The 23,307-nt window shown below is 41.2% G+C and carries 24 protein-coding genes; 9 read left to right on the top strand and 15 right to left on the bottom strand.

The genetic code is table 11. From position 1 onward, the window contains the following. The first annotated feature begins 153 nt into the window (after positions 1–153). The 7 genes from hypF (at position 154) to LC586_RS10240 (ending at position 7,266) form a co-directional block, all read left to right on the top strand. Complete coding sequence (gene hypF / locus LC586_RS10270; RefSeq protein ID WP_229484441.1) at positions 154–2,499, top strand: carbamoyltransferase HypF; 2,346 nt, start codon at positions 154–156, stop codon at positions 2,497–2,499. An 82-nt stretch (positions 2,500–2,581) separates the two neighbouring features. Further along, complete coding sequence (locus LC586_RS10265) at positions 2,582–2,842, top strand: HypC/HybG/HupF family hydrogenase formation chaperone (RefSeq protein ID WP_229484440.1); 261 nt, start codon at positions 2,582–2,584, stop codon at positions 2,840–2,842. 183 nt (positions 2,843–3,025) lie between these two features. Then, positions 3,026–4,204: a hydrogenase formation protein HypD gene (hypD, locus tag LC586_RS10260; RefSeq protein ID WP_229484439.1), complete on the top strand. Its 1,179-nt coding sequence runs from the start codon at positions 3,026–3,028 to the stop codon at positions 4,202–4,204. An 83-nt stretch (positions 4,205–4,287) separates the two neighbouring features. Beyond that, positions 4,288–5,391, top strand: coding sequence for a hydrogenase expression/formation protein HypE (gene hypE, locus LC586_RS10255; protein ID WP_229484438.1), 1,104 nt, complete (start codon positions 4,288–4,290; stop codon positions 5,389–5,391). Positions 5,392–5,411: 20 nt separating this feature from the next. Beyond that, positions 5,412–5,753, top strand: coding sequence for a hydrogenase maturation nickel metallochaperone HypA (hypA, locus tag LC586_RS10250; protein WP_229484437.1), 342 nt, complete (start codon positions 5,412–5,414; stop codon positions 5,751–5,753). Then, positions 5,744–6,559, top strand: coding sequence for a hydrogenase nickel incorporation protein HypB (gene hypB, locus LC586_RS10245; RefSeq protein WP_229484436.1), 816 nt, complete (start codon positions 5,744–5,746; stop codon positions 6,557–6,559). The genes hypA and hypB overlap by 10 nt, the downstream gene beginning before the upstream one ends. Positions 6,560–6,738: 179 nt before the next feature. Next, positions 6,739–7,266, top strand: a complete 528-nt coding sequence (locus LC586_RS10240; RefSeq protein WP_229484435.1) for an alpha-amylase family glycosyl hydrolase — start codon at positions 6,739–6,741, stop codon at positions 7,264–7,266. A 129-nt stretch (positions 7,267–7,395) separates the two neighbouring features. On the opposite strand, the gene LC586_RS10235 is transcribed toward LC586_RS10240, so the two are convergent. The 6 genes from LC586_RS10235 to LC586_RS10210 form a co-directional block, all read right to left on the bottom strand. Next, positions 7,396–7,770 carry a hypothetical protein gene (locus LC586_RS10235; RefSeq protein ID WP_229484434.1) on the bottom strand — a complete coding sequence of 125 codons (375 nt, stop codon included), beginning with the start codon at positions 7,768–7,770 and terminating at the stop codon, positions 7,396–7,398. Beyond that, the gene (locus LC586_RS10230; RefSeq protein WP_229484433.1) at positions 7,760–8,767 is read right to left on the bottom strand and encodes an LLM class flavin-dependent oxidoreductase; all 1,008 of its coding nucleotides are present in this window, start codon (positions 8,765–8,767) and stop codon (positions 7,760–7,762) included. Before LC586_RS10230 ends, LC586_RS10235 begins: the two co-directional genes overlap by 11 nt. 135 nt (positions 8,768–8,902) lie before the next feature. Then, the gene (locus LC586_RS10225; RefSeq protein WP_181985069.1) at positions 8,903–9,265 is read right to left on the bottom strand and encodes a hypothetical protein; all 363 of its coding nucleotides are present in this window, start codon (positions 9,263–9,265) and stop codon (positions 8,903–8,905) included. Between the two features lie 969 nt (positions 9,266–10,234). Further along, complete coding sequence (locus LC586_RS10220; RefSeq protein ID WP_109012274.1) at positions 10,235–10,546, bottom strand: hypothetical protein; 312 nt, start codon at positions 10,544–10,546, stop codon at positions 10,235–10,237. 2 nt (positions 10,547–10,548) lie between these two features. Beyond that, positions 10,549–10,830 carry a hypothetical protein gene (locus tag LC586_RS10215; RefSeq protein ID WP_100900566.1) on the bottom strand — a complete coding sequence of 94 codons (282 nt, stop codon included), beginning with the start codon at positions 10,828–10,830 and terminating at the stop codon, positions 10,549–10,551. Between the two features lie 39 nt (positions 10,831–10,869). After that, a complete protein-coding gene (locus LC586_RS10210; RefSeq protein ID WP_229484432.1) occupies positions 10,870–11,292 on the bottom strand; it encodes a hypothetical protein in 423 nt (140 codons plus the stop codon). Positions 11,293–12,307: 1,015 nt separating this feature from the next. On the opposite strand from LC586_RS10210, the gene cysK reads away from it, so the two are divergent. Continuing rightward, on the top strand, positions 12,308–13,267 hold the full coding sequence (gene cysK, locus LC586_RS10205; RefSeq protein WP_229484431.1) for a cysteine synthase A: 960 nt from the start codon (positions 12,308–12,310) through the stop codon (positions 13,265–13,267). Between the two features lie 209 nt (positions 13,268–13,476). Here cysK and LC586_RS10200 read toward each other — a convergent pair whose 3' ends face one another. The 9 genes from LC586_RS10200 to fdxB all read right to left on the bottom strand — a co-directional run bounded on the left by LC586_RS10200 (position 13,477) and on the right by fdxB (position 20,585). Beyond that, on the bottom strand, positions 13,477–13,947 hold the full coding sequence (locus tag LC586_RS10200) for an ArsC/Spx/MgsR family protein (protein ID WP_229484430.1): 471 nt from the start codon (positions 13,945–13,947) through the stop codon (positions 13,477–13,479). Between the two features lie 69 nt (positions 13,948–14,016). After that, positions 14,017–14,628, bottom strand: coding sequence for a cysteine dioxygenase family protein (locus LC586_RS10195; protein ID WP_229484429.1), 612 nt, complete (start codon positions 14,626–14,628; stop codon positions 14,017–14,019). Between the two features lie 5 nt (positions 14,629–14,633). Next, on the bottom strand, positions 14,634–14,807 hold the full coding sequence (locus LC586_RS10190) for a hypothetical protein (RefSeq protein ID WP_229484428.1): 174 nt from the start codon (positions 14,805–14,807) through the stop codon (positions 14,634–14,636). Beyond that, positions 14,804–14,989, bottom strand: a complete 186-nt coding sequence (locus tag LC586_RS10185) for a hypothetical protein (protein WP_229484427.1) — start codon at positions 14,987–14,989, stop codon at positions 14,804–14,806. The genes LC586_RS10190 and LC586_RS10185 overlap by 4 nt, the downstream gene beginning before the upstream one ends. A gap of 29 nt (positions 14,990–15,018) precedes the next feature. Continuing rightward, positions 15,019–15,504, bottom strand: a complete 486-nt coding sequence (locus tag LC586_RS10180) for a hypothetical protein (RefSeq protein WP_229484450.1) — start codon at positions 15,502–15,504, stop codon at positions 15,019–15,021. Between the two features lie 117 nt (positions 15,505–15,621). Continuing rightward, positions 15,622–16,221: a cytochrome c oxidase subunit 3 gene (locus LC586_RS10175; protein WP_229468424.1), complete on the bottom strand. Its 600-nt coding sequence runs from the start codon at positions 16,219–16,221 to the stop codon at positions 15,622–15,624. A 657-nt stretch (positions 16,222–16,878) separates the two neighbouring features. After that, positions 16,879–18,567 (bottom strand): cytochrome c oxidase subunit I, encoded by a 1,689-nt coding sequence (gene ctaD, locus LC586_RS10170; RefSeq protein WP_229484426.1) that lies wholly within the window; start codon positions 18,565–18,567, stop codon positions 16,879–16,881. Positions 18,568–18,772: 205 nt separating this feature from the next. Next, positions 18,773–19,780, bottom strand: a complete 1,008-nt coding sequence (locus tag LC586_RS10165; RefSeq protein WP_229484425.1) for a cytochrome c oxidase subunit II — start codon at positions 19,778–19,780, stop codon at positions 18,773–18,775. Between the two features lie 511 nt (positions 19,781–20,291). Next, positions 20,292–20,585: a ferredoxin III, nif-specific gene (gene fdxB / locus LC586_RS10160; protein ID WP_229458274.1), complete on the bottom strand. Its 294-nt coding sequence runs from the start codon at positions 20,583–20,585 to the stop codon at positions 20,292–20,294. 924 nt (positions 20,586–21,509) lie between these two features. On the opposite strand from fdxB, the gene LC586_RS10155 reads away from it, so the two are divergent. Beyond that, positions 21,510–23,099, top strand: a complete 1,590-nt coding sequence (locus LC586_RS10155) for a helix-turn-helix domain-containing protein (protein WP_229484449.1) — start codon at positions 21,510–21,512, stop codon at positions 23,097–23,099. The last annotated feature ends 208 nt before the right edge of the window (positions 23,100–23,307 follow it).

Below are 23,307 nucleotides of genomic sequence, written 5' to 3'. Positions count from 1 at the left end.
AAGAAAGAAAGAAAGAAAGAAAGAAAGAAAGAAAGAAAGAAAGAAAGAAAGAAAGAAAGAAAGAAAGAAAGAAAGAAAGAAAGAAAGAAAGAAAGAAAGAAAGAAAGAAAGAAAATTTGGTGCAGCCTTACAAAGAAATGGTATTAGATTTATATGGCGGCTGAAGAAATTAGAGTTCGCGGTACTGTTCAAGGAGTAGGTTTTCGCCCTACTGTATATCGTATTGCTAAAGCCTGCGGTTTGCGTGGAGATGTTTGTAATGATGGTCAAGGTGTTTTAATTAGGGTATCTGGTAGTGAGGAAGCAATAACCAAATTTATTGCCAGATTGCAAACAGAATGTCCACCGTTGGCAAAAATTAATCAACTAATTAGAACTCATTATGAAAGTGAATTGAAATTTGATAATTTTGTGATTTCTACTAGTGTCAGTAATGCCATTAAAACAGAAATTACCCCTGATGCAGCGACTTGTCCGCAATGTCAAAAAGAAATATTTGACCCCTTTAGCCGCTTTTATCGCTATCCCTTTACTAACTGTACTCATTGCGGCCCCCGCCTGAGTATTATTCGTGCCATTCCTTACGACAGATGCAATACCAGTATGTCTGCGTTTACCATCTGTTCAGAATGTGCAAAGGAATACCACGATATTGAAAACCGCCGTTTTCACGCCCAACCTGTCGCTTGTCATGCTTGCGGCCCTTCAGCTTGGTTAGAACGCGCTGATGGTAAATCGGTTACTGCTTCCATGTTCTCCATGTTGGATGATGTTGATGCCGTTTGTACCTTGTTGCAGAAAGGTGAGATTGTGGCAATTAAGGGTTTAGGTGGTATTCATTTGGCTTGCGATGCAACTCAGGAAACCGTTGTACAAAAACTGCGTCAGCGCAAAAAGCGCTATCATAAACCCTTTGCTTTAATGGCGCGAGATATTAAGATAATTGAAGAATATTGCACTATCAACGCCAAAGAAAAAGAATTATTGAAAAGTTCTGCTGCACCAATTGTTTTACTACAAGCGACAGGTAAAAAAGTAGCACCATCGATAGCATCGGGGCAAAATACCCTTGGTTTCATGCTACCTTATACGCCCTTACATCATTTAATTTTGCGGCGGATGAATCGCCCAATTGTTTTAACAAGTGGCAATATTGCCGATGAACCACAATGTATTGATAATGACGAAGCAAAAGAAAAATTAGGGACAATCGCGGATTATTTTCTCTTTCACAATCGAGAGATTCTTAATCGGGTAGATGATTCGGTGGTGAGAGTTATCGGCGATAAAGCCCAAGTAATTCGCCGCGCCAGAGGATATGCACCAGCACCAATTAGTTTACCACCGGGATTTGACAATGTAGCGCAAATTTTAGCAATGGGCAGTGAGTTAAAAAATACCTTTTGCTTATTGCGTGAAGGAGAAGCAATTCTCTCTCAACATCTGGGAGATTTAAAAAATGCTGCGGCTTTCAATGCTTACGAAGACACTTTGAATTTATACTTAAATCTATTTGAGCATAAGCCAGAAATAATCGCTATTGATAAACATCCTGAATATCTCTCAAGCAAACTTGGTAAAGAACTCGCAGATACAAACCAAATCAAAATTCATCAAATCCAACATCATCACGCCCATATCGCCGCTTGCATGGTAGAAAATGGGATTCCTTTAGATTCGCCTCCGGTATTAGGCATTGCTTTAGATGGTTTAGGTTACGGTGATGATGGTACACTCTGGGGCGGAGAATTTCTTTTAGCAAATTATCGTAAATTTCAGCGACTAGCAACATTTAAACCAGTAGCAATGATTGGTGGTGAACAAGCGATATATCAGCCTTGGCGTAATACTTATGCTCAATTAATAGCTGCTAACCTTTGGGATGATTGTCAACAACAGTATGCTGATTTAGAAATCGTAAAATTTCTGAAAAACAAGCCAATTAAGCTACTCAATCAACTTCTTGAGAAAAGAATTAACTCTCCTCCAGCGTCTTCCGTGGGACGATTGTTCGATGCAGTGGCGGCGGCTATCGGTATTTATAGAGATGAATGTAGCTATGAAGGACAAGCTGCGATCGCAATGGAAGCTATAGTAGATGTAAGCAGCTTAAATAATCATAAAGAAACCCTAATCTATCCTTTTAACTTTAGCTTTTTAGATAGGATTTATTATATAGACCCGCGTCCAATGTGGCAAGCATTGCTCCATGACTTACAGCAGCAGATTCCCCAACCAGTTATGGCTGCCAAATTTCACAAAGGTTTAGCTAACGCAATTGTGCAAATGGTTAAATATCTTTCTCAAGAAAATCTAATTTCTCAGGTAGCATTAACAGGAGGAGTATTCCAAAATTGTATATTGTTAGAGCAAGTTAGCAAACGATTACAAACATTGGGGATAAAAGTACTTACTCACAGCTTAGTTCCAGCTAATGACGGCGGGTTATCTTTAGGACAAGCAGTGATTGCAGCCGTACAATTAATACATGAGTCTTGATATTTGACAAAATTTCTCTCACAAAGAATTCTCTCTGCGTCTCTCTTGCCTCTGCGGTTCGTTTATCTTAAAAAATAAAAAAATGTGCTTAGGAATCCCCGGACAAATTATAGAAATTACCAACGTCAACCATAAATTAGCCATAGTTAACATTGGTGGTGTCAAGCGTCAAGTAAATATTGCTTGTATCGTAGATGAACAACATCCCCCCCAAGCTTGTATTGGTGATTGGGTATTAGTACATGTTGGCTTTGCCATGAATCGAATTAACGAACAAGAAGCGGCAGAAACATTACAACTCTTCCAAGAACTAGCAGCAGCACAAGCAGGAATTAGTACTTAAATAATAGACTTTTATTTTCCCACGTAGAGGCCCAGAAAAAGAGTCTAATTTTCTTTCTTTCTTTCTTTCTTTCTTTCTTTCTTTCTTTCTTCGCGCCCTTTGCGTCCTTTGCGGTTCGTTAAAAAAAACTCCCTACCACAAAAGCGAAATTAACTGATATCCAAAAACTATTTCTCAATCCCCATGAAATATGTTGACGAATTCCGCGAACCTGAAAAAGCTGAAGCCATACGCCGCGAAATCGCCAAATTAAGCAACCAGCTAGAAAAACCCATCAAAATCATGGAAGTATGTGGCGGACATACCCACTCCATATTTAAATACGGTATCGAAGAAATATTACCCCAAACCATCGAACTAATTCATGGGCCTGGTTGTCCAGTATGCGTTATGCCAAAAGGGAGATTAGATGATGCGATCGCAATCTCCCAAAATCATAACGTCATCTTTGCCACCTTTGGCGACGCAATGCGAGTTCCCGGTTCCAAAACCACTTTACTGCAAGCCAGGGCACAAGGTGCAGACATCCGTATGGTGTACTCTCCCCTAGACAGCCTGCAAATTGCCAGAGATAACCCCGACAAAGAAGTAGTCTTTTTCGCCTTAGGCTTTGAAACCACAGCCCCCAGCACCGCCTTCACCATTCTGCAAGCAGCAGCCGAAAAAATTCATAACTTTAGTATGTTTAGCAATCACGTCCTCGTGATTCCCGCCCTGAAAGCACTATTAGATAATCCCGACTTACAACTAGATGGATTTGTTGGGCCTGGCCATGTCAGTATGGTAATTGGCACTGACCCATATCAATTTATTTCCCAACAATATAATAAGCCAATAGTTGTCTCAGGATTTGAACCCTTAGATATTCTCCAATCAATTTGGATGCTATTGCAACAGCTAGTAGAAAATCGTTGTGAAGTCGAAAACCAATATAACCGAATTGTCCAAAAAACTGGAAACACAGTAGCCCTACAAGCCATAAATAAAGTTTTCGTCATACGAGATAGTTTTGATTGGCGCGGCTTAGGTGATATTCCCTATTCAGGATTAAAAATTCAACCTAAATATGCCCAATTTGATGCCGAACTTAAATTTACCATTCCTAATCTCAAAGTAGCCGACCATAAAGCTTGTAAATGTGGAGAAATTCTCAAAGGAGTCTTAAAACCTTGGGAGTGTAAAGTATTCGGTACAGCTTGCACACCAGAAACACCAATCGGTACTTGCATGGTATCTTCCGAAGGCGCTTGTGCAGCCTATTACAAATATGGACGACTCTCCACCATTGCCAAAAGAACAATCGCCCAAAAACCAAAAATAACTCAAGAACCTCTCCCCGCCTGCGGCTTCTCCTCAGACTAAATACTCTGCGTACCTCTGCGCTTCCCTCTGCGTTCCTACCCTGCGGGAAGGCGAAGCGCCTATGCGTTTAAAAAAATTTTAATATGAACATTTCCCCCACAAACCCAATCCAAAATCCCCTATTCCAAAAAATAGAACAAGTCCGCCGTCGCCAAGGAAAAGTGCAAGACACTCATATAACTCTCGCACATGGTAGCGGTGGTAAAGCCATGCGTGATTTAATAGACGAAATCTTTGTCAGCAATTTTGATAATCCAATTCTCTCACAACTAGAAGACCAAGCCAGCTTCAACTTAGCCCCTCTCCTCCAACAAGGAGACAGACTCGCATTTACTACAGATTCATACGTTGTAGACCCGTTATTTTTCCCCGGTAGTGATATAGGAGAATTAGCCATCAACGGCACAGTTAATGATTTAGCTGTTAGCGGTGCTAAACCTTTATATCTAACTTGTAGCGTAATTTTAGAAGAAGGATTACCAGTAGAAACCTTACGGCGTGTCGCAGCCAGTATGAAAGCAGCCGCAAAAAAAGCTGGTATTCAAATTGTCACTGGTGACACAAAAGTTGTACATCGTGGTGCTGCCGATAAACTCTTTATTAATACTGCTGGTATTGGTATCATCCCGCGAGGATTTAGTATTTCCGCCCAAAATATTAAACCTGGAGATGCAATAATAATTAATGGTGAAATAGGCAATCATGGGACAGCAATTTTAATTACCCGTGGGGAATTAGCCTTAGAGACTAATATTGAAAGTGACTGTCAGCCCTTGCATAGTTTAGTAGAAAACATTCTCCATGTATGTCCCCAAATTCATGCCATGCGAGATGCTACACGCGGTGGTTTAGCTACAGTATTAAATGAATTTGCCCTCAGTTCTAATGTAGGAATCCGTCTCTTTGAAGAATCTATTCCAGTGCGGGAAGAAGTCAACGGAGTTTGCGAAATTCTCGGTTTAGACCCGTTGTATTTAGCTAATGAAGGTAAGCTAGTTGTGGTGGTAGCAGCTAAATATGCAGAAACTGTTTTATCAGCTATGAAATTACACCCAGCAGGCAAAGATGCTTGTATTATTGGCGAAGTTATACCTTCACCCACAGGTATCGTATTGTTAAAAACAGTTTTTGGTGCTGAAAGGATTGTTGATATGCTAGTAGGCGACCAATTGCCACGAATTTGTTAATATTTAATAGATTTTATTGTATGCACGAACTTGGAATTACCCAAAATATTGTGGCAATTGTAGCTGAACACGCCAAAGGCGCAAAAGTGCAACGAATTTTATTAGAAATCGGCAAACTTTCAGCCATCATGCCCGATGCTATCCGATTTTGTTTTGATATTTGCACTCAAGGTACAGTTTTAGAAGGGGCGACGTTAGAAATTTTGGAAATTCCTGGTTTGGGCCGATGTCGCCAATGCGGGGCAGAATTTTTTTTAGATAAACCATTTGGTATCTGTAATTGCGGTAGCGTGCAATTAGATTTAATTACTGGTGAAGAACTTAAAATTAAAGAAATAGAAATCGAGGAATTATGTGTGTAACCTGCGGTTGTTCTGATGATGGCGAAATAAAAATTACAAATTTAGAAACAGATGAAGCTGAACATAATCATACTCACACTTTACCAGATGGTACTGTCATCACTCATTCCCACATTCACGACACTCATATAGAAGCGTCTCAAGTTCATGCCAAAATACACAACACAACGATATCCTTAGAGCAGGATATTTTGGCAAAAAATAACTTGATAGCTGCTCAAAATCGGGGATGGTTTAAAGGTCGAAATATTCTCGCCTTAAATTTAATGAGTTCTCCCGGTGCTGGTAAAACAACTCTTTTAACGCGAACAATCAATGATTTAAAGCATCAATTATCTATTAGTGTCATTGAAGGCGACCAAGAAACTGCTAACGATGCCAAAAAAATTAAAGAAACAGGTTCTAAAGTCATCCAAATCAACACCGGAACAGGCTGTCATTTAGATGCATCAATGATAGACAGGGGTTTACAACAACTGAATCCGCCGCTAAATTCAGTTGTAATGATTGAAAATGTCGGAAATTTGGTTTGTCCAGCCTTATTTGATTTAGGAGAAAATGCAAAAGTCGTAATTCTCTCCGTCACAGAGGGAGAAGATAAGCCGATAAAATACCCACACATGTTCCGTGCTAGTGACATAATGATTCTCACTAAAATTGATTTGCTGCCTTACGTGCAATTTGAGGTTCAAAAGTGCATAGAATATGCTAAAGAAGTAAATCCCAAAATTCAGATTTTTCAGGTTTCTGCAACCACTGGTGCTGGGTTAGATAATTGGTATAAATGGCTATCTGCATCATTATAGTAAAAACTCTGCGCCCCTCTGCGCTTTCCTTTGCGTACCTCTGCGTTTAAACTAAAACCTATCATCACAAAATTAAGCCACCAATTTACAAAATCCCTCTGTGGGTTAATGAAAACTGGAAGTATTTTTGCAAGATAGGAGATGCATACTGGCATTTTCCAATCTGTGCGTAAATCCTCATGGCTAAAGTTGAAGAATTGACACCCCAGCAACTCTCTGAAACAAACCTGAAACCACGAGGGAGAGTTTATCCGAGTCCTATCAATTGGCGCGACCAGTTTTTGTACCAATTGATATTAGATAGATTCAGTGATGATAATGAAAATCAAAGAGAACTTTTTGACCATACCAATCCTTTAAAATTCCAGGTTAAAGACAAAGCCAACTGGATGGCAGCAGGTACAAAGTTTGTTGGTGGTACTCTTAGGGGAATTAAGAGTAAGTTGGACTACTTGCAGCGATTGGGAGTAACAACGCTGTGGATTAATCCACCTTGGCGACAACCTTCTGAATTAGAAGCTTATCACAGCGATCGCATCCAAGACTTTTTAAATATTGACCCCCACTTTGGCACTCGTCAAGATTTAAGAGATTTAATTGATGCTGCCCACGATCGCAGGATGTATGTCATCCTAGATGTAATATACAACCAGAGCGCTGATAACTGGTTCTATGGTAAATTCTATTCCATAAAACTGGTATTTTAATAAGTTACAACTTTGATAAAAATTGCAACACCCTGCACTTTAGGATGATAAAAATTGCAACACCCTGCACTTTAGGAGTACAGGGTGTAAGACAGCTATATTTTGTGTGATTCCCAGTTTCTATTTACCTCAAAGCCAATCTCGATAAGCTGATATTTCATTTACGCTGATTTCAAACGGCATCCCCTTGCCAAATGGCGGATAAACGCGGATTTTACCGTTGCGAGCAAACCGCTCTAACCTATTACCCAACTGAGCAATATTGCTGACTATATGCCAGTAAGATACTAAGTCAGGGCAGTCAACAATTAATGTTAGAATGCTAGCATTTGTTGTGAGATACCACTGACAATTAGATAACAGGACTCGCGTAATGCGATCGCAGGCTAGATAAAAGCATCTACCTGTAGACTGTTCTAGCTCCATTTGCAGCATTCCATCCTGTTTCGTTACCTCAGTTGGAGGTAAATCATCGGGAGGAAGCTGGTATAGTTTAGAAGACATAATTTCGCACCTCTTGGTTGTAGCGCGTCAAACTCTCCAGGTTTTTTTGCATATCCGAAGACGAGGGTTTGAGTGCTAACGTACCTAAATTTAATTCGTCCTGAAATTTCTTGATTTTGTCTCGACAAGTCTCCACATCACCGATAATTGAGTTCTCAATCAAATAATCTTCATCGAAACAAATATTTGTACGATCAAATGGTTTTTGGTTGGGATTCGCACTATTCTGCAATACTTCAGCCGAATTAGTTTTCATTTTCTTGCTAAATTGGCGGATGAAAGGCAATGCCTCACTCACAGCCTCATCAAATGTTTTGCCAACATAAAAAAAGCGTGCCAGCACGAAGTTTTCTGCACCACTAGAATTTAAGGCTCGATATTTAGCAACAGTATCCTTCAATCTCTGTAGGGAGAATGGCGGCCCACCCATCAAGCTGAAGGAATGTTTAGCAGCAAACTCGATACCATCATCACCGCCAGTGGCAACATACACTGGTATTTGACTCTGCAATGGTTTTGGGTGAATTGTCAGGCGATCGCATTGATAATACTTGCCATTAAATGATACATCAGTTTCATATAACAGCTTTTGAATCAGTGCGATCGCCTCTAGCATCCTGGGACGGGATTCACTTGGGAGTGTCGCAAAATGCTTGTTTTGTTGGGGAAAAGGGCCGCCTTTAGCAACCCCAAATAATAATCGTCCATTGCACAGGTTATCCAGAGTGGCGATATCTTCCGCTACCCGAATCGGGTTATGGAATGGCAGTAACACCGCCGCAGTGCCTAATTGGATAGTTGAAGTCAGCCCCGCCAAATGTGCCATTAACAGCAACATGGAGGGGCTGAGATTGGATTCACTAAAATGATGCTCACTCACCCAGGCTGACTCAAAACCTAAACTTTCTGCCTGTTTTATCAGCGCGACTTGCTCAAAGATGGCACGACGAGCATCTTGGTGATGATTATCGTAATTGCAGAAAATTCCAGTTTTCATTACTTGCGTTAATACTTTGTGCTGGCTATTCTAATAGTCGATAAGTTCGTAGTAAGCACTAAAGTGCTTAAATATTTGACGACTAAAGTCTTCACTACAAACACATTTACTCCTCTCCATTAATGCGATCAAAGACTAATTTGCAACCCACTGCAACTCCAACCATAGACGTGGGTTATTGTGTTTGACCTTCGACATCGGATCGCGCAATAATCGCTTGGCATTCATGCAGACTACCTGTACTAGACCCATGTTGTCTGCTACTTCTCTGAGTATTTCTTTGTGGGCTTGCACACAGGAAATCATTTCGTCAGAGCAATAAATTCCTATATATTGCAAGCGTCTAGCAGGTCGTCCCCAAAAACAGGTGATGACTTTCACATAACACCCGTCTAGTAATTCTCCAACTTTTGGGTAGTAGTCGTTGAGGACTCTTGTGAATTCTTTGGCTAAGATATCTTCAGCAATCATTGGAACTGATATTTCTGTAGCGTCCATCACGCTATTTAATATAACATATTTTTATCAATTAAACATGACAAAATAGCCTAATAGGCTTAAATAAAATATTAAATATTACAAAAAAAAGAGGCATACATTGTTTAGTATCACCTCAGATTTGCGTCAAGCATCTTTATATTTAAATATCACACTGCAACGCGAGAGTCATTAGTCATTAGTCTAAGAGAAACCACACCCACACAACGGCTTGCTCAGGACATGGGAGCATCCCAATGCAAGCAAATTTACCAAGATGATAGATTGTCATTGCGAATGAAGCAAAGCGGAATGTTCGCGGAGCGTCTCTAAGAGTTGCAATCACAAAGTCTAGATGTTGCGATTGCTTCGCTTCATTTCATTACGCTCGCAATGACAAAATATGTTTTTACACATTTGGGATGCTCCCCATAACATCCCAAGGAATGTGGTTTTAATTAGCCTGATATCATTAGTTTTTTTCGCCCATAAGAGACGAGGTATGTACCAAAAAGTCTTTATCAAAGTATTGGTTTTAATACCCCTAGCCTTGACGAATGGAATGAGACTGTTGGCGAATTAATAGGGAGTCTAACCCATCAGTCTAAATCCATTTTAGTTTCTTTAATTTTAGTGCGTTGAAACGCACTTTGGCTATTAGCCCGCAATTTATTGCAGGGCGGGAAAGCAACGCCAAACCAAGATTTTAGGTATGGGAAGTTTAACCCCTCATAAATTGGTCAACAGTCTCATGTAATTCGCAGCTATACGAGACTTTAAACCACCCAGGTGGTTGAAACCAGTTGCTTGTTTTCTTAGTAAGCGTATGCAAACTTTGTTTGCAAGATTAACCGCCATTTCTAATCGACAGGTAGATTTGCAAAGGTGAGATGCTCCCAAATACTCTAATATCGAAAATTATGAATTCAAAGAAAATGCATTTAATCAGCACATCTTAATATTGAATTCTAAATTTTGTCTTTTTAATTATTATCGAGCATTGCGTTCACAAACTAAGACTTCTGCTACAATATCCGGCACATTTACAAAGTCCGTAAATCCTTCAGAACCACGGATTGGTGATATAAATGTGTAGTTTGGATCACACACTCCATTGTCATATACTTGAATAAACCATCTATCGGGAAATCCTTCTACACCTAATTCTACAGTGTACCAACTCTCGCCAATCAGACGAGAGTTATATATTGTAAACCACTCCCGATTCTCTTCTGAAATATTCCAATCTGCCATCAGCAGTTCTAAAGCTATTTGTCCCGCATCCGTTGAAGTCAACAGCATTTTTACTCCTTATTTGCGGCTTCAGTGTTTGCAACTTCAGGATTGGAAACTTCCGGGTATAAACCCAGTTCTTTAGCTAGCTCACGCGCTACAAAAAATAAAAACTTAGCACCATCTTGATTCCCTTCATGGGCAAACATAGTTGCTACTTGTAACATTGTCTCTACAAATCCAGAATCAATCAATTCTGGCTTACTTTCCAAAACTTCTGGTTCCTGACCATTAGGGCATTTGAGTAGCTCATCAATCAGATTAAAATACAGTTGTTGGCGTTGTTCGGACATAGTAAGCTTCTTGATTTTAGTGAGTTAATTGTGAATTGGTTACTGTTCGATACTGTGCTGCCACAGCCTTTCCAACATTTCAACTTGTTCTTTTAAAACAGCAGCACGATGAACAAGATATCTGTCGTAAAAAAGAATCCCTAACCCAACACAAATAGGGATTAGCAAGAAGAACCATTGTAGGATCGTGGCAAATTTATATTGTTCAGCAACAGTCAGCATTTGATGAATCACATTACGATCAGAGGATTTGATGCTAGTCTGAGGGGAATGTGTACCCTCTGTCTGGGGAGCCAAGATAGGAGCATTTCTACTAGTCTTGTTAATTTCGCAGGCTAAATTCTGGGATTTTACTAACTCCAAATGTCGTTCCCAAACTATGCCAAATACTACTACTCCTGGAGAAAGCACTACTAAGGTAACTACGCAAACTGTGAGAAGATTTAAAAGTTTGGCTTTCATCTCGGCTCTCCCTTGCTAGGTAGTATGCACTCAGCAAGAAAATATCTTTTGCTGTTTATTTAAAGTAGCTATATCTTTCTACTTTTCAAACAGGTTTGATATTAAAATATGTGTAAATGGTAGTTTTACAATCGTTAGTTGTCAGTCATTTTTATAATTACCACTGACTACTGACCACTGAAAAGTTACCAACCTTTTCACAAAACGTAGGATTAATCAGTCAGAAATAACGCACTCAGATTCAGAGAATGTGATTTCATCTTCCTCTCAAAAGAGAGATTAAGAAGTCCCCCCTAGTTCACTAAGCTTTCGCTCAGGAATGTTGGGGGGTAGAGGGGAATCTCTGCGTAAATCCTATACGATTTATATCAGCCGCTCTCCACAAAACAGTTTACCCTAACCCCGTTAAGATTATTAAATTCATTAGAATAGTACTCAAAGCCTGTAATCCCTGCCTGATAAGTCTTACAAAAATTAATTGGGGTATGGGTGCTAGTGTTTTTAGGACGGGGTTCTAGTGTTTACTAGGTGGGGTTCTGGTATTTCTGTACTCAACCTCAAAGCAGTGTAGGCAATGATTAAGGACTGTTTCTGATGCAAATTTGAGTAAATAAAAACTGCACTCAAAAGGAAATATCAATGTCTTTTGATAAAGATAGACTAATAAATTGGGAAAAACAATTAAATGTTATGAAAGTAAATTAGATTTCCATAACATATAGAGAAGATTGAAAATAATGGTAAAAACTATGCATATATACAGATTTTATGCCCAATAAGCAATAGTCAGCAATTCCAAATGGTAAAATATAAGTATGGCAAGCTAGCCCTCTGCTGAAGTGAGAATCAATGGGAACATCTGATAAAGGTTCTTCCTAAACTTTCATATTTTGTGGTTGAGTTAGAATACATAGTATATGCACTCATTGATACTAAACTGCAAATTAAATACACAAAAGCTTATTGTTACAAGTAAATACTCTGTACTAAGATTTAGGATTTTAGGAGTTAAATAATGCGGATTGCTCAAGACATAACAGAACTGATTGGACGAACTCCTTTAGTTCAACTGAACAAGATTCCTCAAGCTGAGGGAGTAGTAGCAAGGATAGTTGTCAAATTAGAAGGGATGAACCCAGCGGCTTCGGTGAAAGACCGCATTGGGTTAAGTATGGTACTCTCAGCAGAAGCTGCTGGCTCAATTTCCCCTGGAAAGACGATTTTAGTTGAGCCTACCTCTGGTAATACAGGAATTGCTCTAGCGATGGTAGCAGCAGCGCGTGGCTACCGTTTGATTTTGACAATGCCAGAGACGATGAGCCAAGAACGACGGGCTATGCTCAGGGCTTATGGTGCTTCTTTGGAATTGACACCAGGCGTTGAGGGAATGCGGGGAGCTATTCGCAAAGCCGAAGAAATTGTGGCTAATACAAACGATGCTTTTATGTTGCAACAGTTCCGCAACCCTGCTAATCCCAAAGTTCACCAGGAAACCACCGCAGAAGAAATCTGGACAGATACAGACGGGGAAGTGGATATCGTCATTGCTGGGGTAGGTACTGGTGGAACGATTACTGGGATTGCAGAAGTACTTAAACAGCGTAAGAAGACTTTTCAGGCGATCGCAGTTGAACCCAGCAACAGCCCAGTTCTCTCAGGCGGTGAAGCCGGGCCACACAGAATTCAAGGTATTGGGGCCGGATTTATCCCCGATGTTCTCCGCCTAGAATTGGTTGATGAAGTAATTAGAGTCAGCGATGAACAAGCGATCGCTCATGGGCGACGTTTGGCAAAAGAAGAAGGCTTATTGTCTGGGATATCCTCTGGTGCAGCTTTGTGTGCTGCAATTCAAGTAGGTAAACGTCCAGAAAATGCCGGACGTTTAATCGTGATGATTCAGCCTTCCTTTGGTGAACGTTACCTCAGCACACCCATGTTTCAAGACTTGTCCTTAGAAACTGCTGGTGTCCGTTAAACACAGGTAGGGGCATACAGCTGTCATAGGTGTCAACTTAACGTGAAACCCTTGCAATGACGTTATATCAAGTCCACTCAATTACTAATTAAGCCGTCGGAACCCCACCCCGCTTTTGTCTAACGACAAAATCTCCCCTCCCCGTGAACGAGGAGGGGGTTGGGGGTGGGGTTCTGTACCTACTCAACCGAGAACCGCTATATCATGTACTAATGTTTACAGTTGCCTTGCTTTTGGTGTTTATGCCCATGATCGTGACCGTGGGAACAGCCTTGCAAATTCTCCTTCATCAGATTGTCGCTGATTTCTTGCAAAGATTCATCCACAGCTTGTAAGCCAATCCAAGCATCAATTTTTTGTACATCAAATCCTACCTCGCGCTGTTCGCCTACTTCTAACAAAGGACGGCGAATCAACAACGGCTCTTTTAGCATCAGCGCCAAAGCGGTTTGTTCATCCACTTTTTCAGGAAGCACCTCACCAGATTTTACCTTTGGGGCGGAAAGATTAAACCATTCGGCTACGGGGCGATCGCCAAAAAATGAACGCAACCGCTCAACTGTCCAAGGTTCTGTTAGCAGGTTGTATGGTATCACCTCATGACCGGCAGCTGTTAGCAAAACTTTTTGCTTAGTACCACCTTTACAGCCTGGTTTGCTATAGAAAATTACCCTTGCCATTCAACTACCTCTTAGTAGAATACTATTTGTTTATAGAGGCGCACATCTGTGCTACCCTACCGCGTGATGCTAAAAGTTTTTAGCACTACACTTTACTGGGTCAAACTCAAATCTCTCACTCGGATCAGTTTCGCCGTAAATGTTAAAAGTCACAGTTGGTTCATCACCCATTGCTTCTACACTGTGAATTGCATCAGGAGTGAAGCTAATAATATCCCCTGGAAATAGAGTTATCTCTCCTGTCTGTTCAATCTTGCCCAGATTTTCAGCGCTATGGGTGCGTCGCCAAAAAGTATTTTTTTCCTGACCTTTTAACACCGCCACGATTCCCCACGTCCCATGATTATGAATGGTTGATCGGGTTCCCGGTGCAAATGTTACTATTTGCACTGTCAACGGAAAACCCAATTCATCATATAGGAGTAAAACAGAGGTTCCGGTTTTGGGCGAAGGCTCTAAATATTGACTTCGCACCCAGTAGGAATTCACTATCAAGCGCCTTACGAGCATTCGGATTTCTGGTAGACGACTGGTTTCATCATCCCCACTATTGAGAACATCTTCGATTTCAGTTAAAAACCGATAAACGCGATAATTTTCTCTCAATAAATCCCATGCTCTCACAGCTTTACAGGCTTGATGTTCACCGTCTCCCGTTAGCAGCCAATCCCTACCTTTCATAGCTTTTAAATTGATAGCTGAGAAGATTGGATGATAATGATCGGAGAGACATTAGGAATATTATTACCTCCAGGAAGTTTAGTAGGTATGGTGATAGCAGGAAAGATAGAGTTACTATCAGTAGTCGCTCCTAATAGGGAGTAAGAGGAATATGATGTGGTAGATAACCAATTGTTCATGATTGTTCACCAAAAGGGCATTGGGCATTGGGAATGGGGCATTGGGAATGGGGCATTGGGCATTGGGCATTGGGCATTGGGCATTGCGTATGGGTTATTCTCCTTGTCCCCTCATCTCCCTCATCTCCCTCATCTCCCCACTCCTTACAGACGCGATGAATCGCGTCTCTACTGTTTCGCACATCGTCTTATCGAGATGTGCATTGACTAATTAATCATCTTCTTCTGCTGGACGTGTCAAAATATCCAGGAGAATTCCGGCTCCAAAATCATGCTTTTCGTCTATCTCTTTGACTTTGGCGCTGATTTCTTTTGCTTGCTCAACTGCTCCTAACTTTGCTAGTACTAATCCAGAAGCAGCATAAGCATTTAAGTACAATCGAATCTGTGGGTCTTCTTTGCGATTGACTAATATAGGCTTAAGTTGCTCCCACTCATCAGGCAAGTTTTCTATTTCTTTAATTTTATCTAATAATTTAACTGTTGTTTGTAATGCAAGAGAATAATTATTTTTATAATAGAAAAATCTATATGCTGCTACCAAGACATCTGTATTTTCACCAGTTTGCGCTAAAGCTTGTTGAATATAGTTTTCCGATTCTGATGTGTTTTCCCAGGTTTGTGCAGCTAAAATTAATAAATTTTTAATGTCCTCTGGAACCTGGAACCATGAGAATTTGTTTGTATTAGCTTGCATAATAAATTTATTGGGGAGTGGGGATGAGGGGGATGAGGGGGATGAGGGGGATGAGGGAGACAAAGAGAAGTTTTTTTCCAATGCCCAATGCCCAATGCCCCATGCCCCATGCCCTATTTAAAACAAAGTAAGAACGTACACCAAGGTGAATAAAACAATCCAGATAATGTCTACGAAGTGCCAGTAAATTTCTGTCATTTCGATGAAAGTATGATTGGTTGCAGAATATTCACCGGGAAGACGCGATCGCCACAATGCACGTAATATCAATAACAGTCCCACAAAAACGTGCAAACCGTGGAACCCTGTCATGATATAAAAGCAGTTGGCGAAGACGTTGGTAGTCAGTCCGTATCCTAAAGTCGAGTACTCATAAACCTGACCACCTAAGAAAATTGCCCCCATGATTGCGGTAATTGCGTACCACAGTTGCATTCCCTTGACGTTATTCTTTTTAATCGCCGTATCACCGAAGTGAATGACGAAACTACTAGACACCAGAATAATGGTGTTAATTGTCGGCACGAGTAATTCTACTTCACTTCCTTCTGGAGGCCAAACTGCTGTAGTACCCCGAAAAAACAAATAAGTGGCAAAAAATCCCCCAAACATAAGGGATTCAGAAGCGAGGAACGTCAACAATCCCCAAACTCTTAAATCTGGATGTTCTTCGTGTCCTGCACTGTGATCTTCGCTTGTCGTTGTAGCTATAGTCATAGATTTTTTGACAATATTATCTGCTGCGTCTGTTGTGGAAGCTTGAATGAAGAATGAAGTGTGAAGCGGCAAAATTTTCATTCTTCATCCAAAATCCTTGTTTAACTCAACTCTTCACTTGTTCAGGAATTCTCAAAATTCCGAGTTTCGAGTTTTGAGGCTCAAGTTCCGAGTTCCAAGCTCGGAGTTCCGAGTTCCGAAGCTCAAATTCCGAGTTCTGAGGCTCAAGTTCCGAGTTCTAAGCTCGGAGTTCCGAGTTCTGAGGCTCAAGTTTCGAGTTTTGAGGCTCAAGTTCCAAGTTCTGAGGCTCAAGTTCCAAGTTCTGAGGCTCAAGTTCCAAGTTCTAAGGCTCAAGTTCCAAGTTCTGAGGCTCAAGTTCCAAGTTCTGAGGCTCAAGTTCCGAGTTCTAATATCATGTCCGCTAGATTACTTATTAAACCCGAAGAACCCCACCCCGCCAAAGCTACGCTTTGTCTCCCCTCCCCGCCTGCGGGGAGGGGCTGGGGGTGGGGTGCAATGACTGTGGAAAATAACTAATTATACGGACATGATATAAGCTTGAAGTTCCGAGTTCTGAAGCTCAAGTTTCAAGTTCTCAAATCAAATGACTAGAAATTGCAGTCAGCTTGAGAGCGATCGCATTACTCACTCTACTAACTAAGCACTAGCTTCCGGCGTTGCAGATGGCTGTACTTCGTTACTATGACCATGACCGTAGTCATAAGGGCCATGAGTCACAACCGGCAACACTTCCCAGTTTTCAATTGCAGGTGGTGAGCTAGTTGTCCATTCTAAAGTCAAAGCTTGCCAAGGATTATCACCAGCCAAAGGCCCTTTCAACCAACTGTAGATCATGTTGATGGTGAAAGGAATTACCGATATCGCCAAAACAAATGAACCAAAGGTACAAATTTGATTGAGGTCGATAAATTGGGGGTCATACATTGCCACTCGTCGCGGCATTCCTTGCAAACCCAACTCGTGCATGGGTAAAAAGGTCAGATTAGTACCGATGAAGGTAAGGGCAAAGTGAATGCGTGCCAAGCTTTCATTCAGCATTCGTCCGGTCATTTTGGGGAACCAGTGATAAATGCCGGCGTAGATGCCAAACACGGAACCGCCAAACAGAACGTAATGGAAATGTCCTACTACATAATATGTGTCGTGGACGTGAACATCAAAGGGGGCTGTTCCCATCGTCACACCACTTAAGCCGCCCATGACAAACATGGACAACAAGCCAATGGCGAAAAGCATCGCACCTGTGAAGCGGATTTTACCACCCCAAAGGGTAGCAACCCAGGCAAAAATCTTCACGCCAGTGGGAACTGCAACTATGAGAGTGGAGATAGTGAAGAACATCCGCATCCAACCGGGTGTGCCACTGGTGAACATGTGGTGTACCCAGACGAACAAACCGACAACGCAGATTGCCACACTAGAATAAGCGATCGCTTTATAACCAAAGATTGGCTTGCGGGCGTGAACTGGAATTACCTCCGACATGATGCCGAAGATGGGCAGAATCATTAAATATACTGCCGGGTGAGAATAAAACCAGAATAAGTGTTGATAAATTACAACGTTACCGCCTGCATCTGGTTTAAAGAAGGAGGTGCCAAAGTTGAGGTCAAACAACAGCAGAACTAAACCGGCTGCTAATACAGGTGTGGAGAGAAGCGCCAGCAGAGAAGTTGCCAAGATTGCCCAGCAAAATAGGGGAACTTGATCCCATTTCATGCTGGGAACCTTCATCATCAAAATGGTGATCACAAAGTTCAGTGAACCCAAAATTGAGGAAGTTCCCACCAAAACGATCGCAAGTATCCACATAGTTTGAGCGATTGGTGCTGTCACCAAACTCAACGGTGGGTAAGCTGTCCAACCAGATTGCGAACCGCCAAAAATGAAACTACCTAATATGAGCGCACCTGCTGGTGGGTTTAACCAAAAGGCGATCGCGTTCAGCTTCGGGAAAGCCATATCCCTAGCACCGACCATCAACGGCACCAAATAGTTACCAAATCCCCCAATGGCGCTAGGGACAATCCACAGGAAGATCATGATCGTCCCGTGATTGGTCATGAAAGCGTTATACAGATTGGGGTCGAGTACGTCTGCATCTGGTGTTGCTAATTCGACACGGATAGCAACAGCCATCAGTCCGCCGATGAGATAGAACACAAACGCCGTCACTAGGTATTGGATACCAATAACCTTGTGGTCAACATTAAATGTAAAATAGTCCTGCCATTTCCACGCCTTCGGATGGGAGGTGTGGCCAGCCACCATTTCCGGTTTTTTTTCTTCTGGTGGAGTATTCCGTGGAAATTCTACCTGTGTCATATTTTTGTCCTACCCTACGGGAAGCCGCCCTCCGGGCGTCTATGTCCTTTGTCCTTTGTCCGTTGTCATTTGTCCGTTGTCATTTGTCCGTTGTCATTTGTCCGTTGTCATTTGTCCGTTGTCATTTGTCCGTTACGAATAACCAATGACCAATGACTAATGACTAATGACTAATGACCAATGACCAATGACTAATGACCAATGACTAATGACCAATGACCAATGACTCTAGAGTTGCTGCACTAATTCCCATATCATGGGTGTGGGGTGCGAGAAACTCTGATGTTGATAAGTCAGCTAGATTAACAGCAACGACTTGATTTAAATTTTGCTGTTGAGCAATTTGGTTTTCTGTCCGCCAGCTATCATATTCTTCTGGTGTGTGGACAATTACCTGTGTCCGCATTGAACCGTGATAACCACCGCACAACTCAGCACAAACCACGGGATATGTACCTGGTTTGGTGGCGACAAATCGTAGTTCGGTAGGGATACCGGGAAGTGCATCTTGCTTCAAGCGGAAGTTTGGCACCCAGAATGAATGAATTACATCTTGTGCTGAAAGGTTGAGTTGTACATCAGCACCGACGGGTATGTGCAATTCTCCAGAGGTAATGCCACTATCGGGGTAATTAAATATCCACGCGTACTGTATGCCTTTGACATCAACAACTAAGTCGGCTGGTTTGTTTAGAGTTTGAGGAGACGCGCCAATACCAATTGTCGGGGCAATTGTTGGGGCAATTGTTGCTTCAGTATCGCTTAATGTAGCTGCGTAGGCGTAGCCCGCCGTAGGCATCGCACTCCCCGGTATATGAGCAACATGAGCTGCTGAATGAGGATGGCCCGCAGGATCAAAGCCTCCCATTCGGTTAAAAACATCTACACTGTAGATGCCCAAGCCGAGAACAATCACTGTTGGGATTGCTGTCCAAAAGACTTCTAAAGGCAAGTTACCTTCTACTGGTACGCCATCGGTATCATCACCGCGACGGCAACGAAACTGAATCAAAAAAAGTACAATTGTTCCTTCTACCACTAAGAAGAGTGCGATCGCAATGGTAAACATGACGCTGAAAAAACCGTCTACCAAAGGCGCTTGTAACGATGCCTGCACCGGCATGAGAGTGTGATTCTGACCGATCCAAATGCTGATTGCTGTAACTACTATCCCAGCAACCAGAGTCCATAGTGAAACAGGAACTTGTTGCATACATGCTACCTGTGTAAACAGTCTTTAAAGGTGTGATTTTCTGGTATTAGGTATTTGGGCGCTGGGCATTCTTATCTATTCCCCATTCCCCATTCCCAATGCCCCATTCCCCATTCCCCATTCCCCATTCCCCATTCCCTTTTCACTTATTAACTTTCTAACGTGCAGCCATAAAAAATGGGGGAAACTTCCAGATTTTTTCCATATCTTTCCCCCAGAAACTTACAAATTATATTTCAACTCCTATGAAAAAGGTAGCCCCCTGCTCCCAGAAAAGCTAGTTGTTCCAAGAGGGCACTGTTAGACCTAATATTGATTAGGCTATATTAGCAGCAAGTTTAAATTTGTTAATAACTGACATTTTGCGATTTACGGATTTGTTTACTGTGAACTTTTTATGAGTACAGTAAATATTTAGTATTCCCCTCAAGTTACCTTGCCTAGCGCATTTGCGCTTTATACAAACAGTGCCTCCTTGAATCAACAACAATTTTAACTAACTTCAAAAACCTTAGTTGTTTAATGCAACATGCGTGTAGCAATTCTTGGGGCAAATCCGTGAACAAGCTTCACAACCAATACAGTTCTCTGGAGAAGTAACTGCCATTACTTTCCGTTCAATTTCATCATCATCTTCATCTTCTACAAATTCGCCTTCTTCATTGAGCGCCTTCAAACCTAGCACATTGTAACCGCATACCTTAATGCATCTGCCACAGCCGATACATTTATCTTTGTCAATTTCTTGAGCGAATTTTGGTGTCCAAGCCTTACCGCCAAATGTCAAACCTGTTAGTTGTGCCATGAATAATCCCTCGGCAATTTTGCCTTTCAATCTGTTTGTGCATTAATCATCATATTATCCTAATCTTTTATCCTTTTGTATTCAAAAATCACTTTTATGTCATCAAGTTTCGATGACTTTGAACACAAAATTAAATTGTTTTCAATTTCAAATTATAGATAAAACTTATTGATAATAATTGTCTAGTTGTAGGAGGCTAAAGTCGCCCGTCCCTACTGTGTGTTGGTGAAAAAAAGGATAATTATTATTTCCAGCAGATACAACTATCTCCATAAGAGTGATGATATTATTTTTCAAATATTTTTGTGATTAGGCAGATAAATGTATACAAACAGTATTGAGTTATACAAAAATTAATGTTCAATAGTTACATTTTCATATATACAATATGTATTTTAAAAGCCAACAATTTCTGATTTATCTTTAATTAATCTATTTAGATAAATGATGACAAAAGATATTATTTGTTTATTTCAATAAAGTAAAGCTAATTATGAAGGAACTGTAAACTTAGTAGCAGAATATTATCATGCATTAAATATTAAAATCATTAATAAATCAGATGAAATCCAACTAGAACATGACTCAATCTTTTCCAAAAATACTTTATGGCCAAAGCTAAAATGTTCATTAAATGTAAATTTAAACAAATATTAAGATTTTTTTAAAGCTCGACACGAACAAATTAATCATTATTTTTATGAAATGTATAGTTAATAAATAAGTTTTATCCGGCTCGGTTTTAAAGCCTTAAATAGCTTCCAATTGGATGCGAACTCAAAATATGGATTTGGGGAGTGAGTGTGGTGAGAAAAGATTATTCTCGCCAGAAAGATAATGTGGTAGCAAGTCATGAATAAACAGGACTCATCCAGGGGAGACCTGAGCCAGACATCTCAACGATTAGAGTGGGAAAAGAGCCAAATGCCTTATACAATTCCTAACAACAGTTGCGTTGGATGTGACAACTGCCGCCCCCAATGTCCTACGGGTGCAATCAGAATAGAGGACAATGAATACTGGATTGATCCTGGTCTTTGTAATAATTGTGAGGGCTATTATTCAGAACCGCAATGTGTAATAGCTTGCCCAACTAATTCTCCGATTCCTTGGCAGTCAAAAAAGGGGAGATGCAAAATAGAACCGAGAGATGCTAGCAGTTTAGACTTGTTTTCTAACGGCAAGAATAACCCATTTGCTTCAGCGATCGCTATTTGGGAAGCTTGTAATGTACTAGCACAACGCACATCGCTACATTGGGAAACCGATGAAGAAGGCTACATAAGTTACAGCCGACAAATCAATCAGGGCCGAGGTGCGATCGCTTTTCACATCCAAGATCCATTCAATGTGAGCGACAAAGCCACAGATTTAGCAGCAATTGAGGGGCTTGACATCAGAGCCGCTTGCATACATCTAATTTTTGCAGCTTATGCTACAGCTTTAGATCAACCTTGGGAGCAAGAATTTGCGATCGATGAGCGACAAATTGAGAAATATTTGGGGATGGAGAAACGCAAAGATTTAAGCAAAGCTGCCAAACTAGCTTTAATGAAAAATCTTGTCCAGCAAGCTTGCTCCCTGGTTATCTCCATTGACTGGCCTCAACAAGGTCGAATTAACGGATTCTCTATTACAAACAGCCGCTTATGGCACTTAGTAGATATTCAGCACCACTTTCAAGAAGACAATCTTGGATGCAAATATCTTATTGGGCTAACTTTTAAAGTAAAAGCAGGCTTATGGGCAGAATATTTCTTAAACAAACAAGCATGTAAAGAGCGAACCGCATTCTATCAATACGGCAGTCTTCCCAAAACATTGCTAACCACAGTCATGAGCATTTGGCAGCAACATGAAGGCGCAGTCCGATTAATGCTGTGGTTGCTGTTTAAAACCAAAATGGGTAAAGAACAACGCATTACTATTCCTACCTTGCTGCGTATTGCTTACGGAGAAGAAAAAGTCGCCCTTGCATCCAGACAACGGGAAGAACGCAAACGTCTGCTGCGAACTTTTGAAAGCGACTTGGAAATTCTCAATCACTATGGAATGAAACCACTTTTCGATCCAGTTACCTACCCACCAGAAATTCAACCTTTATGGGCGAAGTTAGTTGATCTTCCTGAAGATCCAGATGAAGCATTAGAATTTTGGACTAATGACGGTGGTGCTGAAACCCGCCTCACAGACACAGGCCCCCGTGGGAAGTGGAATCTGCTCATGAATGCGCGGATTTTGGCTTTTGAACTCCCACCAGAATGGGAACAGCAAATCTCAGAATCGGAAAAAAAGAAAACAAGAACTGCTAAAGCCAAAAGGAAACCTAAAGCTACAAACGATTTGCTAGGTGAACAGATTTTGCAGGCGCGAAAAAATTTGAATCTCTCTCAAAGAGAATTGGCAAAGCTAACAGGTAAAAGCCAAAGCTGGATTCGAGATATCGAAAATGGCCGTTTAAAAGCCAAATTAGAAGACCAAGTACTTTTACGAAAAGTCTTAAATATGACTTAATCTTGATTTGGAATTTAAACGCAGAGGAACGCAGAGGAAAACGCAAAGGGACGCAGAGATTTTGTTACGAATTTGTGCAGCATTATACTAAATACAGCAAAACTTTGCGTACCTTTGCGCTTCCCTTTGCGTGACGGCAGTAGCTACAACGGGGAGCCACTGCGGTGGACGGGTTCCCCGGCATAAAGCAAGTGGCGTGGGAACCCCC

This window comes from Nostoc favosum CHAB5714 (genome assembly GCF_020829495.1).
GTDB lineage: Bacteria > Cyanobacteriota > Cyanobacteriia > Cyanobacteriales > Nostocaceae > Nostoc > Nostoc favosum.
This window is presented reverse-complemented; position numbering and strand designations above follow the sequence as displayed.